We start from the raw sequence: 16073 nt of genomic DNA on the forward strand, positions 1-16073 counted from the left end.
CTGGCTCGGGGGATCGGCCGGGCGGGGTGAACCGGCTGAGCGGGTGGGCCGCTGATGTGGTCGGCCGCCCGCCCGCCGCTGTCGTCGTGTGCCGATCAGCTCCAGGTGACCGCGGACCTCTCCCGCCACAGCGTCGCGATCGACGGGTCTCCCGTCACGCCCGGGAGCGGCGCGCGGTTCCACAACGCCAGGTAGAGCTGGGCGGCCGTCCCCGCCAACTCGCAGTCCGCGTCCGCCACTTCACCCCGCTCGGCCGCCGGGGGCTCGGCCGACAGCCGTACGCTCCACACGGCGTCCGAGTCCGAGGCCCGCACCCTCAGGACACGCGGCTCGTCCGTCCGTACCCTGCTTTTGCTTCGGGCGTGGAAGCCGAGCAGCAGTTCGTCGATGCCGTCGACCGCGAAGTCCACGGGGATCGCGGTCGGGGTGCCGCCGCGCGCAGACTCCGCGTCCACCCGGTGCACGGTCGTCTCGTTGGCCTGCCGCCGTGCCCAGAAGGCCAGCGGCGAAGGGGCGGGCAGGAAACTCCAGCACTCCACGTCGGGAGGGGCGGTGGTGAGCGTCTCGACGAGGCCGCGGTGTCCGTCCCGGAACCAGGTCAGCAACTCCGCGCCGTCCAGCTCGGGCAGGCCGCCGTCGGGATGGTACGAGGTGTGCCCCTCGGCCACGAACGCCGTGGCCCAGCGGTGCACCATGCCGGTGTGCCGCAACAGGTCCCGCACCTGCCACTCCGGGCAGGTGGGCACCTTGGCGTCGGCCCCGGCCTCCTCCGCGGCCTCGGCCAGCAACCCGCCTTCCCGGTCCAGGTATCGAATGAGCTCGGCAATCTCCATGTAGGGGAGTGTGCCGGATGGAGCGGGCTTCAGGAGGGACGGCGGGCGACTCCCTTGCGCCCCTGACCCGGGCGGTGCGGTCCGCCGCTCGGAGCGTGTACCCGACGACGTGGCCTGTCATCGGGTACGACGACACCGAGTGCGGCGCCCTGGTCACGCCCGCGCTCGCCCCGGTCCGTATCGAGGTCGAGGCCCGTGGCCGCCGTGAGGCACGTGCCGCCCTCGGCCGCCGGGCTTCGGGCGTCACCGCGCCTCGGACGTCGCCACGACGTTGGTGAGGGCAGTCGCGCGCGACTCGACATGGGTCGGCGCGCGTCCAACTCCGCGGTCAGCCCTCGGTGTTCGTGTCCTTCTCGTCGAAGCTCGCGAAGTACGCGGCGGCCATGTCCTCGTCGGCGTGGCCCTGGGCGGCGGCGCGGGCGAAGCGTTCGGCGCTCGCGGTGGCGACGTCGAGACGGAGTCCGTGCCGTTCGCCGGCCTCGACGATCAGACGGGCGTCCTTGGCGGCGGTGCCCACGGCGAAGGCGGCCGGTGACAGCTGGTCGTTGAGGATGAGCCCGGCCTTGGCACGCAGGTAGCCCATGTCGAGCGGGCCGCCCGCGATGGCGTCGAAGAAGCTCTGCGGGTCCACGTCCAGGGCCTGGGCCAGGGCCAGCACCTCACCGGTCGCGTTGGTGACGGAGAGGACCCAGCTGTTGGCCACGAGCTTGAGGCGAGTGGCGCTGCCCGCCGCGCCGTCCTCGCCCGTCCACACCGTACGGGCGCCGACGGCGTCGAAGACCGGCGTCACGGCCTCCCTGTCGTCGCTCGGACCGGCGGCGAGGACGAGCAACTGACCGGCCTCGGCGGGCTGTCGGGTACCGAGAACGGGCGCGTCGTAGAAGACCAGGCCCTTCTCGCGGGCGAAGTCGGCCAGTTCGCCGACAGCCTCGATCCCGGCGGTCGTCGACTGCACCCACGTGGTACCGGCGCGCAGGGCGGGCGCGGCCTGCCGCATCACGTCCAGCACGGCAGGACCGTCGTACAGCATGGTCAGGACGACATCGGCACCCTCGACCGCCTCCGCGGGGGTGTCGACGACGTGCGCGCCGTCTGCGGTGAGGGGTTCGGCCTTGTCGCGGGAGCGGTTCCAGGCCCGGACGGTGTGTCCGGCGCGGACGAGGTTGCGGGCCATCGCGGCGCCCATGATCCCGGTGCCGAGGACACTGACGGTGAGCTTGTCGGTCATGACATCAACTTTCCTGATCCGTATGGTGCGTCGGATACCACTGTGCCCTGCGCTCCCCTGCTGTGGCGCGCTGTGCCATGGCGGTGTCGGGCGGGGGGAGTGAGGGGCGCCGCGCCTCGGCGGGCGGCGTCCCGCTTGGCGGCGGCTCAAGCGAGGCCGTCAGTCGGCCGTCGCCCGCCGCGTCCCGTATCCGATGACGGCGGCCACCGCGGCCAGGGCCGCCACGCTGGTGAGGGCGATGGGCAGGGAGAACCAGTCCGCCATGAAGCCGATGGCGGGCGGCCCGAGGAGCATGCCGCCGTAGCCGAAGGTGGAGGCGACGGCGACGCCGCTGGGGCCGGCCAGGGCACCGGCCCGTTCGACGGCGATCGGGAAGATATTGGCGAGGCCGACGCCGGTGACGGCGAAGCCGAGCAGGGCCGCCCACACGGAGGGGGCGAGCGATCCGACGAGCATGCCGACGGCGGCCATCGTGCCGCCCGCGACCACCGTCCGGGTCCGCCCGAGCCGCTCCAGGAGCGTGGTCCCGCAGAGCCGGCCGATCGTCATGGCGAGCGCGAAACACGAGTAACCCGCGGCAGCGATGCCCGGGTGCGCGTCCAGGTCCTGCTCCAGGTGCAAGGTGCCCCAGTCGGCCAGGGCCCCCTCTCCGTAGGCCGTACAGAGGGCGATCAGACCGAAGACGACGACCAGCCGGCGCGTACGGGTGTCCGGCCGCCGGGGTGCACGCTCCTCGGGCTGTCCGGGAACCGACTGCGGTACGGGTGCCGACGGCGGTACGGGAGCCGACTTCGGTACGGGAGCCGATTTCGGTACGGGGGAGTCGTACCGCAGCAGGGCCCGCCCCGCGACAGCCGTCACCAGCAGGCCGATCACGGTCAGGCCGAGTAGATGCCGGGTCGGCGACAACGAGCCCGCGACCAGTCCGCCGAGGCCGGCGCCGATCATTCCGCCCAGGCTGAAGGCCGCGTGGAAACTGGGCATGATCGGCCGCCGCAGCACGGCCACCAGATCGACGGCGGCGCTGTTGAAGGCGACGTTGATCCCGCCGTACGCGGCGCCGAACACCAGCAGGACCGCGCCGAGTGCCCAGGTGGAGTGGGTGAGGGGTGGCAGCGCCACGCTGAGGGAGAGCAGGATGCCGCAGACGACGGTGACGGGGTGGCTGCCGTAGCGGCGGCAGAGCCGGCCGGTGAACATCATCGTGACGACGGCCCCGGCGGAGACTCCAAGGAGGGCGAGCCCCAGCGTGCTGGCGGAGGCGCCGGTCTGTTCCTTGATGGCGGGAATGCGAACGACCCACCCGGCGAAGATGAAGCCGTCGAGGGCGAAGAAGGTGGTCAGGGCGATACGGAGTCGGGTGAGGTCCTTGCTGTGGCCCGGCACGTCGTTGTGCGTTCGGGATTTGTTTATTAGCGGCACAAACTCAGGCTAGGTGGGAGCCGGGGGCTGGGCAAGGGTGTGGTCCGGCGCTCCGGCGCTCCGGCGCTCCGGCGTTCGGGCGCTCCGGCGCGCGGGACGCCAGGGCCGCTCCACCCGGCGCCCCCGCCGCTCAGGGAACATCGGCCACCGAGAAGACCCCCGGCCCGCTGACCCCGTACAGCACACCGCCCACCAGAAGCGGCGGGACCGAGTTCGGTGTCAGTTCCTCGAAGGAGCGGCCCTCCGTGTCGAAGGACGAGGTGGTGCGGCCGATCTCCTTGCCGGTGCGGGGGTCGAGGGCCAGGACGCTGGTGTCCGGCATCGTGACGTACAACCGGCCGTCGTGGAGGGCCGGTTCGCTGAAGACGCGCAGGTCGCGGGAGCTGGTCCACAGCGGCTTTCCGCGTTTCAGGTCGAGGGCGAGCAGGGTCTCGTTGCCGTAGTCGAAGATGTACATGGTGTCGCCGCGCACCAGGGGCGGCGCCTCCGGCTCGACGCTCCAGGGGAAGTCGATCCGGCGGGTCTTCCCGCTGTCGAGCTCCTGGATGAAGAAGGCGGCGGAGACCCCGGAGTTGTCGTCCCAGCGCGCGTAGTACGCCGTGTCGTCCTGGACCGTGGCCAGCCACAGATCGCCCTTGGGCGCCTCGACGTTGCCCAGGGTCCGGCCGGTGCGTGCGTCGAGGCGGGCGATGCCGCCGGAGCCGCCGCGCAGATCGGCGTAGAGGGTCCCCTTGGACCCCTCGTGGAACGGGCTCGCCGACGCGGAGGCCAGCTCGCGCCGCCACAGTTCCTCACCCGTGCGCGGCTCGTACGCCGCGAAGCGCGCGGTGTCGGAAGGCCCGAGCTCGTCCAGCCGTACGAGCAGCACCCCGCTCAGGTACGCGTAGTCGCCCACCGGACCGTCCAGATGCCACAGCCGCGCGCCGGTCCTGGCGTCGAAGGCGTCCACCCCCTCGGAGCGGTCCGAGCTGTTGACGAACACCGCGCCCTCGCGGACGACGGGCTCGCGCAGCGAGAAACCGTCGACCTTCTTCTGGCTCATGGGCTTCGTCCAGTCCACACGGCCCGTCGCCGAACTCAGCCGCATGAGCGCGACCTGTGGAGAGGAGCAGAAGATGCCGAGCGCGTCCGGAACACACGCCGGGCCCATGGGCATCGGATCGTCCTCGTCCGGCTCCAGTGCGTTGTGCCACGGCCGCCAGCCCGCCGGTGCCGAACCACGGGGGGATACCTGCGGGCCGGCCCGGTCCGCCTCGTCGACCGTGCTCGCCGGGTCGTCGTCCAGCACGGTGACCGAAGCGACCCCCGTCATGCCGAGGAGCACCGCGCCGACGAGGGCGGTCCACAGCCATTTTCCACGGCGCTTCCGTTCGGTCGGTCTCGCGCCTGAGGACGGTGACGCCCCTGATCCCGAGAGCACGGTCACCGGGGTCCGGGACGGCTCTTCGTCGGACTCTTCGCCAGTCGGCTCCTCCGGCAGCCCGGTCAGTGCGTCCAGCACCTCGCTCGACGTCGGACGGTCCGCCGGTTCCTTCGCCAGACAGGCAGCTACCAACGGGCGCAGCGGCTCCGGCAGTTCGCCCAGCTCGGGCTCGCTGTGCACGGTGTTGTACGCGGCGAGATAGGCGTTCTCCGCCTCGAAGGGGCTGCGCCCGGTGGCCGCGTACACGAGTACCGCCCCCAGCGAGAAGACATCGACGGCGGAGCCGACCTCGCGGGGGCGGCTGAACTGCTCCGGTGCCATGAACGGCGGCGAGCCCATCACCATGCCCGTCTGGGTGCGGACATCACTGCTGGCCGCGCGCGAGATGCCGAAGTCGATGACGCGTGCCGCCCCGTCGTCGCCCTCGCCCTCCAGCAGGAGCACATTGCTCGGCTTGAGGTCCCGGTGCACGACCTCCGCGCGGTGGATCTCACGCAGTGCCTCGGCGAGTTCGGTGCCGAGGCGGCGCAGCGCCGGCCAATCCAGCGGACCCGCCTCGGCGACCCGTTCGGCGAGGGTGGGGCCCGGGACGAACGCGGTTGCCATCCACGGTCGTTCCGCGTCCGGGTCGGCGTCCACGACCGGCGCGGTGAACGCACCGCTGACCCGGCGCGCGGCCACGATCTCCTGCCGGAACCTGGCCCGGAACTCGGCGTTGTCGGCATACCTGGTGTGCACGACCTTGACGGCGACGGCCCGCCCCGAGGCCGATCTGCCGAGATAGACGACGCCCATGCCGCCGCTCCCGATCCGCGATTCGATCCGGTAGCCGCCGACGGACCGCGGATCGTTCTCGCGCAGGGTCACCGTGTCTCCTTCACCCGTTCACGCCTGGGCGGTTCCGGCCCGGATCTTCCTGACAGGTCTTCTTCTGACAGGGACCCTTCACTCTAGTGCCAGGTCGCCCGGTCGCCAGGGCTCTTCCGGTGAGCGCAACGTGCGTCCACGGTTCAGGCCCGCGCACCCCCGTCGACCCGCAGGACCGTGCCGGTCACGAACGAGGAGCAGTCGCTGAGGAGCCAGGCGGCGGCCTGGGCGATCTCGTCGGGGTCGGCCGCGCTGCGCAGAGGGGTGTGCGCCTGGAGCCGCTCCTGGAGGACTTCTCCGCCCTTCCGCGGCGCGACCGCAACCTCGTACGCCGTGTCTTCCTCGGACCGCACCCGCAGGGGCGGCGGCTGTACGGAGTGTCGGACGCGGACGCCTTCGCCCGCAACGCGACGTAGCGGCTGCGCGCCACCGCCGCCCGCTATCCCGACGACCCCGAGGTGACCGGGCTGGTGCGTGAACTCCTGGCCGGAAGCGAGGAGTTCACCCGGCTGTGGGCCTCCCGCGACGTGAGCGCCGAGCTCACCCTGTGCAAGACGTTCCAGCACCCGCTGGTCGGCCCGGTCACCGTCAACTGCGACGCCCTCGACATCACCGACCGGGACCAGCAGGTCGTGATCTACACGGCGGCCTCCGGCTCACCGTCCGAGGAGGCCTTGCGACTGCTGTCGGTCATCGGCACGCAGCGTATGGACGTGGGGCGCTGAGCCGGGTGGGCGGTCCGGCGGCCCTCAGACCCGCGTATACGTGAGCCGTCGCCCGTCCGCCAGTTCGCGTACGAGGGTGTCGCCCTCGGTGCGCAGTGTGGAGGAGCCGCCGCGGAGGCAGGGGCCGGAGGAGGCGGGCTGGTCGATCGCCGGTGGTGCGAAGCGTGCGGGACCGTCGGCGTCCCCTACGGAGACCAGGTTCATGTCGGCCTCGCAGTGTTCGCCGCCGCCGTCCGAGACCAACGTGGCGGCCGGGCTGCCCACCGGTGTCCGCTCGACGGTCATTCGCTGCGTGCCACCGTTGGCCAGTGGGCGCTGCCAGGTGCCGAGCAGTTCTTCGGGCAGCTTCTCCGGCCCCTCGATCCTGTGCAGTTCGGCGGTGCGCCCCGCTGCCTCCCAGCGGAGGGAGTTCCCGTCGGTCCGGGAGAGGACATGCTCACCGAGGGCCGAGCACGAGCCGGCGGGGACGCTGTTGACGACCCTCGTGTCCAGCCGTAGCGACGCACCGTCGCCGGACGGCTTGGCGGCGAGTTTGCCGTCGCTCTTGCACTCGTAGGTGTCGCCGAGGCTGATGCTGGTGGCGACGACCTCGCCCACCTGCCCCGACGAGACGACGAACCGGCGGAACTGATCGGTCGGCTTCCCGTCCCGCTCGACCTCGCCCGCCCAGATGCCCACGAACGCCTTGGGTACGTCGGATGTCAGGCCGTCGTCGTCACCGGAAGTGGAACCGGAGCCAGAGCCCGCGTCGGATTCCGAACTCCCGTTGGGCAGTGGGAGATCCGCGGCCCACGCGGCGTACAGGCCTCCTGCCACCACGGCGGCTGCCGCCAGCGCGAGCGCGGTCCGGCGGCCCCTGCGCTTTGGGCCAGGGCGCGGCGAAGGAGTCGACTCCGTGCGCCCGCTGTCCGGCCTCGGCACGACCTGGGTTCCCCACTCCGACCGTTCCGACTGCTCCGAGGCGCGAGGTTCCTCCCAGGTCACGAGCGAGGCGGTGGACGACGTCGCGGACGTAGGCGCGGGCGTGGCCGGTGCGGGCGACGACACGTAGGCGGCCGGTGCCGGCGCTGCCATCGCGCTCGCGTGCGGCGGCGTGTCCGTGTCGAGCAACTGGACGGCGCTGCGGCCCAGTTCGGCGATGATCTGGGCAGGCAGCCACGGCGGCGACGAGGTGTTGGTCGCCACCGGTTGCATCCGTGCGACGACCTCCTCCGGAGTCGGCCTGGCCGCCGGGTCCTTGGCGAGGCAGTCGGCGATCAGTCCCCGTACCGGCTCCTCGATCCCCGTCAGGTCCGGCTCCTCCTGCGCGATACGGAACATCACGGCGTGGACCCCGCCGGAACCGCCACCGCCGAACGGCGTCTGCCCGGTCGCCGCGTACGCCAGGACCGTACCCATGCAGAAGACGTCGGAGGCCGGGCCCACCGGCTCGTCCCTGAGCTGCTCGGGCGACATGAAGCGGGGCGAGCCGACCAGCACGCCCGAACTGGTCGGGGTCGAACCGGGTACCGCGTCCAGCGCCCGCGCGATGCCGAAGTCGATGACCCGGGGGCCGTCGATGGTGATCAGGACGTTGGAGGGCTTGAGGTCCCGGTGGACCAGCCCCGCGCCGTGAATGTCGAGCAGGGCGCTGGCGAGTCCGTGGGCGAGGGTGCGTACGGAAGGGGCGGGGAGGGGGCCGTGTCCCTGGGGCGAGACGATGTGTTCGAGTGAGGGTCCCGCGATGTAGCCGGTGGCCACCCACGGCGTCTCGGCCTCGGTGTCCGCGTCGAGGACCGGTGCCGTCCAGCGGTCGCTCACCCTGCGCGCCGCCGCGACCTCCAGCCGGAAGCGCTCGCGGAACTCGGGTTCGGCGGCCAGCTCCGGCTTGATGAGCTTGACCGCGACCGTGCGCCCGCCCTCCGAACGTGCCAGACAGACCCGGCCCATGCCGCCCGCGCCGAGGGTTCTGAGCAACCGATACCGGCCGATTCTGTCGCCAACCCCACCGGAGGTGGCATCGAAGTCGCCTGTCGACGGCTTCGTCATCTGACTGTCTCCCCTCGGTCGGCACTCCGCCCCACTCACTGCCGCGAAGGGTCACGAGCCGGTGGTCCACGAGCTTCCGTTTGACGTGAACAGAGGCTACCCGGCTTCGAGTTGCTGGTCGTGCGACGCCCGCGGGCTGTGGCCACGCTCTTGTGCGGCAGTGTGAGGATCGCGTGCCGGTCAGGTGCGCCGTGTGGCGATGCCGAGGGAGTTGGCGGCGACGATGGCCCCGATGCTCGCCCACTCCGTCCAGCCCAGGTGCTGGCCGAGGCCGAGCAGGCCGACCACGGCGGCGAGGACGGGGTTGACGCTCATGAACAGCCCGAAGGCCTGGGCGGGTACGCGGCGCAGGGTGAACATGTCCGCGAGGTACGGCACCGCCGAGGCGAGCACCCCGGCGGCGACGGCGTACCCGACGGCCTCGGCGGTCGGCGGGTGCCGGAGCACCAGGACGACGCCGACCGGCAGGAACATCAGGGCGGAGAGTCCCGACGCGGCGGCCGAACCCTGCGCACCGGGGACGCGTTGGCCGACGGTCCGGTTGAGGAGGATGTACGAAGCCCAGCAGGCGGCGGCGAGCAGACCCAGGGCCATCCCGGCATAGTCGGTTGAGGGCTGCGGGCGCATCAGCGTCACCACGCCCGCGGCGGCGACGACCGCGGCACAGATGTCCACGCGGCGGCGGGCGGCGGACAGGGCGATGACGAGCGGGCCCAGGAACTCCAAGGTCACCGCCAGTCCCAGGCCGATGCGGTCGATGGCGCTGTACAGGGACAGGTTCATCGTCCCGAAGACCAGGGCGAGGAGCAGCACCGGCCGCCACTGCCACCAGGTGAAGCTCCGCAGCCGCGGCCGGGCGACGGTCAGCAGGACGACCGCGGCCACGTACTGGCGGACCGCGACGACCCCGACAGGACCGAGCACGGGGAAGGCGAGGGACCCGATCGCGGCGCCGGTCTGGGTGGACAGGCCGCTGCCGATCATCGTGGCCACACCGGCGAGCCGCTGTGACCGGCCGGCCGGCTGCGGCTGCGGCTGTGACTGGGACTGCGACTGCGGGTCCGGAAGGCCCGGGGTCGCCCGGCGCTCCGGTGCCGCGGGGCGGGGCGCGGCAGTGGGGCATACGGAGGTGGTGGAGCGTACGGAGGCGGTGGTGCCCGGTGTGGGTGCGGCTCGCATGCTTCGATCGTGTGACTTGGCGGCTCTTGCGCAAAATGCACGCGGTGGGACATCTATACGCTTCAGTCATGGATGTGGAGCTACGGCAGTTGCGCTGTCTCGTCGCGATCGTCGAAGAGGGCACCTTCACCGACGCGGCCATCGCGCTCGGCGTCTCCCAGGCGGCCGTGTCCCGGACCCTGGCCTCGCTCGAACGTGCCCTGGGCGTACGGCTGTTGCGCCGAACTTCGCGCGAGGTGGCGCCGACCCCGGCGGGACTGCGCGTCGTGGCGCACGCCCGGCGGGTGCTCGGGGAGGTGGCCGATCTGGTCCAGGAGGCCAGGTCGGGTCATACGCGTCTGCGGATCGGGTACGCCTGGTCGGCGCTCGGCCGCCACACGTCGGCCTTCCAGCGCCGCTGGGCCAAGGCGCAACCGGAGACGGACCTGCGGCTGGTCCGCGCCAACTCCGCCACCGCCGGTCTGGCGGAAGGCGCCTGCGAACTCGCGGTCGTGCGCAGGCCGTTGGAGGAGGACCGGCGGTTCGACTCCGCCATCGTCGGCCTTGAGCGGCGCCTGTGCGCCCTGGCCGCCGACGATCCCCTGGCCCGGCGCCGCTCCGTCCGGCTCGCGGACCTCGGCGGGCGCACGCTCCTGATCGACCGCCGGACCGGCACCACGACCGCTGAACTCTGGCCGCCGGACGCCCGCCCGGAGACCGAGGAGACGTCCGACGTCGACGACTGGCTCACCGTGATCTCCAGCGGCCGTTGCGTCGGCCTGACGGCGGAGTCCACCGCCCACCAGTACCCCCGGCCCGGCATCGTCTACCGGCCGGTCCGCGACGCGGAGCCCATCGCCGTACGCCTCGCCTGGTGGCGGGACGACCCGCACCCCGCCACCCAGGCGGCGATCGAACTGCTCACGGCTCTGTACCGCAACGGCTGACCGGCTTCAGCCAGTTCTACGCGGAACAGTTCTACGCCAGTGCCGCAGCCCCGGCCCGGTTCAGCCGACGTGCACCCGCGGCCGTCGTGCCCGGTCCGGTTCCGCCTCGCGGAGGACCTCCCGGGTGACGGGCGCGACCTCGCCCTGGCCGAAGAGGAAGAAGCGGAGGAAGTTGGTGAAGGGGTTGCCCTCGGTCCACTCGAAGTAGATGTGCGGAATGCAGCCGGTGGTGTCGCGGACGTGCAGGACGAGGGCGGCCAGGGCGTTGGGGACGGAGGACGACTCCAGGGTGAGCACGCGGTAACGGCCGTGCAGGACCTCGCCGCGTACGGTCAGGCCCGCCTCGAACTCCGACGGGTCCAGGACCGTGACCTCGACGAAGACGAAGTCCTCCTGGGCGGGGACGTCGTTGTCCGCGCGGATCTGCTCGATCTTCTCGCGGTACTCGGTGATGTCGCGGTTGTCGGGTTCGTTGGCGATGAACCGGATCCGGCGGCTGGCGATGTCCCGTACGAACCGCTGGGCCATGCCGTCCATGGTCACGCTGGTGACGCGGAGTTCGAAGGCGCGGGCGAGTCGCGAGAGGAGGGAGACGAGGATGATGCCGGCGATGAAGCAGGCGCCGATCTTCACGCCGTCCGGGCGCTCGATGACGTTCGCGACGGTGACGTAGAGGAAGACCACCGAGATCACGGCGAAGGCGATGGTCCAGTTGCGCTGGCCGGCCTTGCGCGCGGCGATGGTCACCGCGATCGCGGCCGAACTGATGAGGACCAGGACGCCGGTCGCGTACGCACCGCCCTGCGCGTCGACGTCCGCGTCGAAGATCCAGGTGACCAGGAACCCGACCAGCGTGAAGACGATCACCATCGGGCGGACGGCGCGCGCCCAGTGCGGGGCCATGCCGTAGCGGGGCAGATAGCGGGGCATCAGGTTGAGCAGCCCGGCCATGGCGGAGGCTCCGGCGAACCAGAGGATGGCGATGGTGGACGCGTCGTAGACCGTACCGAAGGCGTTGCCCAGGTACTCGTGCGCCAGATACGCGAGCGCGCGGCCGTTGGCCTCGCCGCCCGACTCGAACTCCTTCTCCGGGATCAGCAGCGTGGTGATGAAGCTGGTCGCGATCAGGAACACGCTCATGATGAGCGCGGCTGTGGTCAGCAGCTTCTTCGTGCCGCGGATACGGCCCTTGGGGTCTGCCTCGGTGTCGCCGGGATCGCCCTCGACGTGCGGCATGACCGCCACGCCGGTCTCGAAGCCGGACAGGCCGAGCGCCAGCTTCGGGAAGACCAGCAGTGCCACCCCGACCATGGCAAAAACGTTTCCGTGCTCGGCGGTCAGGGCGGTGGACCAGTCGCTGATCACATGCCCCTCGGTGACCACGTGCCAGAGCCCGGTCGCCACGACCACGACGTTGAGCGCCAGATAGAGGCCCACCAGTGCCACGGCGACACCGATCGCCTCCAGGAAGCCCTTGAGGAACACCGCGCCGAGAAGGGCGATGAGCACCAGCGTGATCAGCACCTGTCTGTCGTGCAGCGCGTCGGCCAGATGCGGGTTCTCCACCAGGTGGGTGGAGGCGTCGGCGGCCGACAGGGTGATGGTGATCAGGAAGTCGGTCGCGGCGAAACCGAGCAGCGTCAGGACGAACAGCTTGCCCTTCCAGAAGGTCAGGAGCCGCTCCAGCATGGCGATCGAGCCCTCGCCGTGGGGGCTTTCCTCGGCCACCCGCCGGTACACGGGCAGCGCGCCCGCCAGCGTGACGACGACCAGCACGATGGTGGCCACGGGTGAGAGCAGTCCGGCGGCGAGAGCCGCGATGCCCGGCTGGTAGCCGAGGGTGGAGAAGTAGTCGACGCCGGTCAGGCACATCACCCGCCACCAGCGCTGTCCCTTGTGCACGGGCTCGGGCGCGGCGGGCCGCGATACCGCCTGCCGGCCCTTGCCCATGTCGGACAGCCCCTCCAGCATCCAGGCGCGCAGGCGACTGGGCGGAGGGTGTTCGGTGGTGGCCATCGGCGTGCTCCTGATGTCCGGCTCGGCGTGCGGTTTCCGGCCATCACGCGGACGGCGGCACCAGCGTATGCAGAGCGTGACGCACAGGCCCACGGATGAGGCCGCCACAGGCGTCAAGCTTCCGTTAAGAGAGACCGTGCGAGCGTCGGTGGGACATCAGGACGACGACGTTCTGGCTTCGGGGGAGTGGTGGGGGCCATTCGAGGGGCGTCACGGACCGCGGGTCCGGAGCGCGCACACCCAGCGTCATCTCGTACGCCGTCCCACGGGCTGCCGACCCCGTGGTGGATGTACGCGCGGACCAGACGGAAACCCGTGTTCCAGCCAGGAGGTCGCGACCGGCTTCACCGTTGAACGTCGTCCGTCACCCCCGTCCAGCCGTCGAGTACGGCCCGGGTCGGCATGGCCTCCCAGTCGCCGGGGACCGTGCACAGCAGGGCGCCCGCGAGGGCGGCGGTGTCGAGGCACCGTTTGACGTCGGCGCCCGCCATCAGCTCGCTGAGGTACGCGCCGACGAAGGCATCGCCCGCGCCGACCGGATCGACGACCTGGACCGGGACGGCGGCCTGGCGGTGGTGGACGCCGTCCACCAGGGCCGACGCCCCTTCGGCGCCGAGTTTGATCACGGCGCCCGCGGGGCCGAGGCCGGTCAGGGCCGCGGCCAGCTCCTCGGGGTCGTCGGCACGCTCGCGGCCCAGGACGAGGGCGGCCTCGTCGTCGCCCGCGAAGACGATGTCGGCCCGCTCGACCAGCCTGCGCAGGACGGGTGCCGCCGTTTCGGGCTGCCACAGCGCGGACCGGTGGTTCACGTCGACCGACACCTTCACCCCGGCCTCGCGAGCGACGTCCACGGCGTGGAACACCGCCGCGGCGGCGGTCGCGCCGAGCGCCGGCGTGATGCCGGTGACGTGGAGCAGACCGGCCCCGGCGACGAGCGCGTCGTCGACGTCCGCCGGGGCCAGCCGCGCACCCGCCCCGTGCGCGCGGTAGTACCAGACCTTCACCGCCCCGCCCGGCAGCCGCTCCTTGAGCATCAGGCCGGTGGGCGCGTCGGGGTCCCGTACGGCGTGCACGTCGACGCCTTCCGCGGTGAGTTCGCGTACGACGCGGTCGCCGACGGAGTCCGTGCCGAGCCGGCCGATCCAGCTCACGGGGGTGCCGAGCCGGGACAGCGCGATCGCCACGTTGCTCTCGGCTCCTCCGATGCCGAGTGCCATGTGGGGCACATGCTGGAGGTGCCCGACGGTCGTTGCGGCGAGGAGGCCCATCGTCTCGCCGAGGGTGACGACCCGGCCGCCGCTCACGAGCGGGCCTCGGCGACGGCGTCGAGGGCACGCCGGGCACGGTCGGCGAGTGCCCCGAGGTCGCCACCGGCCAGGGCGTCGCCGGACAGCGCGCCGCCGAGTCCGACGGCCAGGGCTCCGGCCCGTATCCAGGCCCCGACGTCGTCGACGCCGATGCCGCCGGACGGCATCACGCGGACGTCGGGGTAGGGATCGGTGAACGCCTTCAGGTGCGCGGGGCCGACGGTGGAAGCGGGGAACAGCTTGACCGCCGTCGCCCCGGCGTCCCAGGCCGCGGCCAGCTCGGTGGGCGTCAGCCCGGCGGGGTAGACCGGGACGCCGGCCTGCCGGGCCACGGCCACCACATCGGCGCGGAAGCCGGGCGAGACGAGGAAGCCCGCTCCAGCGTCCAGGCTTCGGCGGGCCTCCTCGACGGACCGCACGCTGCCCATCCCGAGGTCCGCGGCATCGCCGAGGTCCTTGCGCAGCCGCTCCAACGCGTCGAGGGCGCCGGGGGTGGTGAGGGTGAGTTCGAGGCAGACGAGTCCGGCGTCGGCCAGCGTCCCGGCCGCGGGCAGCAGATGCTCGGGGGTGTCGGCGCGCAGCACGGCCACGACTCCCGTGCGCCGCAGTGCCTCGGCGGGTTCGGCCCGGTGGGCGGGGAGGGTCTCGGTCACGACGTGCTCTTCTCGGGCGTGGGCTTCGGCAGGGCCGTCGCGTCGGTGAGGAGGGTGAGGTCCCGGTCGCGGGTCTCCGGCGCCATCCGGGCCGCGACCAGGCTGATGATCATCATCAGGGTCATGTAGGCGGCGACCGGCACCCACGAACCGGAGAACGCGGTGAGCAGGGAGGCGCAGATCAGCGGTGCGACACCGCCGCCCAGCACCGAGGAGAACTCCCGGCCCAGGGTGACACCGGCATAGCGGTAGCGGCTGCCGAACAACTCGGGGAAGTAGCTCATCTGCACGCCGACCGCGCCCTGTCCGGCCAGGACGAAGCCGATGACGATCGCCACGGTGATGGCGTACGGCGACCCGGTGTTGAGCGCGATGAAGGTCGGTCCGGGCAGCAGCACGAGGGCGGCCAGGATCGCCATGTAAACGGGCCTGCGCCCGACGCGGTCCGAGAGGATGCCGAATCCGATCGCCGCGATACCGCCGCAGGTCGCCCCGATCATCAGCACCTTGGGCACGAACGAGGAGTCGACGCCGACCGTGGAGACCAGATACGAGGCCATGAAGACCTGGTAGGTGTACGACTGCGCGCTGATGCCGACGTTCATGAACAGCACCAGGAGCATGGGCTTGCGGCCGTGCTGGAAGACCTCCGCCACCGGCGACTTGGGCTTCTCGTGCTGCTTCTTGAGCTCCTGGAAGACCGGGCTCTCGCTGAGCCTGCGCCGGATGAGGACGGCCACGACGGTGACGACCAGGCTGCTGGCGAAGACGACCCGCCAGCCCCAGGCCATCAGGGCTTCCTCGGACAGCGTCTGGGCGAGGATCCAGGCGAGGGCGCCCAGTACGGTGCCCAGGGCGGCCCCGGTCATGACGAGCGAGGCGAGCCTGCCGCGCCGTCCGACCGCCGCCGTCTCGGTCAGCAGGGTCGCGCCGCCCGACTGTTCGGCGCCGGCTCCGAAGCCCTGGAAGAAGCGGCACAGGACGAGCAACGCCGGGGCGAGCAGGCCGACTTGGGAGTACGTCGGCAGCAGTCCGATGGCGAACGTCGAGACGCCCATCAGGAAGAGCGTGGTGACCAGTACCCACTTACGGCCGAGCCGGTCGCCGTAACGGGAGAAGAACAGGCCGCCGAGGGGCCGGGCGGCGAACCCGACGGCGTAGGCGGCGAAGCTGGCCAGGAGGGCGACCGCCGGTGTGGCGTTGGGGAAGAACAGGTCGCCGAAGACCAGGGCGGACGCGGTGCCGTAGATGACGAAGTCGTACTGTTCGAGCGCCGTGCCGACGAGGCCGGCCCAGGCTGCGCGGCGGACGGCGCCGGGGTCGGCGGAGGTGTCCGTGGCGGGGGGTGCGGAGTCGCTTGCTATGGGTCCGGTGGACGTGTCCATCAGCCATGCCTCCTTGAATGGGATGGGCATCGGGGACGAAAGGGAGACAGCGCGGTACGGAAAGGGAGCCGGCGCGGAATC

Annotated in this window: 12 protein-coding genes and 2 pseudogenes; 3 read left to right on the plus strand and 11 right to left on the minus strand. The window is 71.8% G+C overall.

Features of this window, described 5'->3' with window-relative positions; all coding sequences use genetic code 11:
* Positions 1 to 95: 95 nt before the first annotated feature.
* On the minus strand, positions 96 to 833 hold the full coding sequence (locus AOK17_RS08005) for a maleylpyruvate isomerase family mycothiol-dependent enzyme (RefSeq protein WP_055611632.1): 738 nt from the start codon (positions 831 to 833) through the stop codon (positions 96 to 98).
* Between the two features lie 17 nt (positions 834 to 850).
* On the opposite strand from AOK17_RS08005, the gene AOK17_RS50660 reads away from it, so the two are divergent.
* Entirely contained in the window at positions 851 to 1111 is a 261-nt protein-coding gene (locus AOK17_RS50660; RefSeq protein WP_157881283.1) for a hypothetical protein, read from the plus strand.
* Positions 1112 to 1161: 50 nt separating this feature from the next.
* Here AOK17_RS50660 and AOK17_RS08010 read toward each other — a convergent pair whose 3' ends face one another.
* From AOK17_RS08010 to AOK17_RS48155, 4 genes and pseudogenes are all read right to left on the minus strand, one after another.
* The gene (locus tag AOK17_RS08010) at positions 1162 to 2061 is read right to left on the minus strand and encodes an NAD(P)-dependent oxidoreductase (protein ID WP_055611633.1); all 900 of its coding nucleotides are present in this window, start codon (positions 2059 to 2061) and stop codon (positions 1162 to 1164) included.
* Positions 2062 to 2220: 159 nt separating this feature from the next.
* Positions 2221 to 3447, minus strand: a complete 1227-nt coding sequence (locus AOK17_RS08015) for an MFS transporter (RefSeq protein WP_055611634.1) — start codon at positions 3445 to 3447, stop codon at positions 2221 to 2223.
* Between the two features lie 166 nt (positions 3448 to 3613).
* A complete protein-coding gene (locus AOK17_RS08020) occupies positions 3614 to 5773 on the minus strand; it encodes a protein kinase domain-containing protein (protein WP_055611635.1) in 2160 nt (719 codons plus the stop codon).
* 143 nt (positions 5774 to 5916) lie between these two features.
* A pseudogene (locus tag AOK17_RS48155) lies at positions 5917 to 6057 on the minus strand (SDR family oxidoreductase); the annotation flags it as partial.
* On the opposite strand from AOK17_RS48155, the pseudogene AOK17_RS08025 reads away from it, so the two are divergent.
* Positions 6055 to 6498 (plus strand): annotated as a pseudogene (locus tag AOK17_RS08025) (MmyB family transcriptional regulator); the annotation flags it as partial. The pseudogenes AOK17_RS48155 and AOK17_RS08025 sit on opposite strands and share 3 nt — an antisense overlap.
* 24 nt (positions 6499 to 6522) lie before the next feature.
* Here the strand turns inward: AOK17_RS08025 and AOK17_RS08030 are convergent.
* Positions 6523 to 8526, minus strand: a complete 2004-nt coding sequence (locus AOK17_RS08030; protein ID WP_055611636.1) for a serine/threonine-protein kinase — start codon at positions 8524 to 8526, stop codon at positions 6523 to 6525.
* A 180-nt stretch (positions 8527 to 8706) separates the two neighbouring features.
* Positions 8707 to 9519, minus strand: coding sequence for an EamA family transporter (locus AOK17_RS08035; RefSeq protein ID WP_055611652.1), 813 nt, complete (start codon positions 9517 to 9519; stop codon positions 8707 to 8709).
* A 254-nt stretch (positions 9520 to 9773) separates the two neighbouring features.
* Here AOK17_RS08035 and AOK17_RS08040 point away from each other — a divergent pair, with 254 nt between their 5' ends.
* Positions 9774 to 10631: a LysR family transcriptional regulator gene (locus AOK17_RS08040; protein WP_055611637.1), complete on the plus strand. Its 858-nt coding sequence runs from the start codon at positions 9774 to 9776 to the stop codon at positions 10629 to 10631.
* 60 nt (positions 10632 to 10691) lie between these two features.
* On the opposite strand, the gene AOK17_RS08045 is transcribed toward AOK17_RS08040, so the two are convergent.
* From AOK17_RS08045 to AOK17_RS08060, 4 genes are all read right to left on the minus strand, one after another.
* Positions 10692 to 12647, minus strand: a complete 1956-nt coding sequence (locus tag AOK17_RS08045) for an APC family permease (RefSeq protein ID WP_055611638.1) — start codon at positions 12645 to 12647, stop codon at positions 10692 to 10694.
* Positions 12648 to 12991: 344 nt separating this feature from the next.
* Positions 12992 to 13951, minus strand: a complete 960-nt coding sequence (locus tag AOK17_RS08050) for a sugar kinase (protein WP_079052862.1) — start codon at positions 13949 to 13951, stop codon at positions 12992 to 12994.
* Positions 13948 to 14607 (minus strand): bifunctional 4-hydroxy-2-oxoglutarate aldolase/2-dehydro-3-deoxy-phosphogluconate aldolase, encoded by a 660-nt coding sequence (locus AOK17_RS08055; RefSeq protein WP_107102327.1) that lies wholly within the window; start codon positions 14605 to 14607, stop codon positions 13948 to 13950. The genes AOK17_RS08050 and AOK17_RS08055 overlap by 4 nt, the downstream gene beginning before the upstream one ends.
* Positions 14604 to 15992, minus strand: coding sequence for an MFS transporter (locus AOK17_RS08060; protein WP_055611639.1), 1389 nt, complete (start codon positions 15990 to 15992; stop codon positions 14604 to 14606). Before AOK17_RS08060 ends, AOK17_RS08055 begins: the two co-directional genes overlap by 4 nt.
* Positions 15993 to 16073 lie beyond the last annotated feature (81 nt).

The organism is Streptomyces phaeochromogenes, from assembly GCF_001418655.1.
Taxonomy (GTDB): domain Bacteria; phylum Actinomycetota; class Actinomycetes; order Streptomycetales; family Streptomycetaceae; genus Streptomyces; species Streptomyces phaeochromogenes.

What these genes read in the sequence shown, in the direction of transcription:
- AOK17_RS08060 (WP_055611639.1), bottom strand. Translation starts at nt 15,992, where the DNA reads ATGGACACGTCCACCGGACCCATAGCAAGCGACTCCGCACCCCCCGCC.
- AOK17_RS50660 (WP_157881283.1), top strand. Translation starts at nt 851, where the DNA reads ATGGAGCGGGCTTCAGGAGGGACGGCGGGCGACTCCCTTGCGCCCCTG.
- AOK17_RS08040 (WP_055611637.1), top strand. Translation starts at nt 9,774, where the DNA reads ATGGATGTGGAGCTACGGCAGTTGCGCTGTCTCGTCGCGATCGTCGAA.
- AOK17_RS08030 (WP_055611636.1), bottom strand. Translation starts at nt 8,526, where the DNA reads ATGACGAAGCCGTCGACAGGCGACTTCGATGCCACCTCCGGTGGGGTT.
- AOK17_RS08010 (WP_055611633.1), bottom strand. Translation starts at nt 2,061, where the DNA reads ATGACCGACAAGCTCACCGTCAGTGTCCTCGGCACCGGGATCATGGGC.
- AOK17_RS08005 (WP_055611632.1), bottom strand. Translation starts at nt 833, where the DNA reads ATGGAGATTGCCGAGCTCATTCGATACCTGGACCGGGAAGGCGGGTTG.
- AOK17_RS08045 (WP_055611638.1), bottom strand. Translation starts at nt 12,647, where the DNA reads ATGGCCACCACCGAACACCCTCCGCCCAGTCGCCTGCGCGCCTGGATG.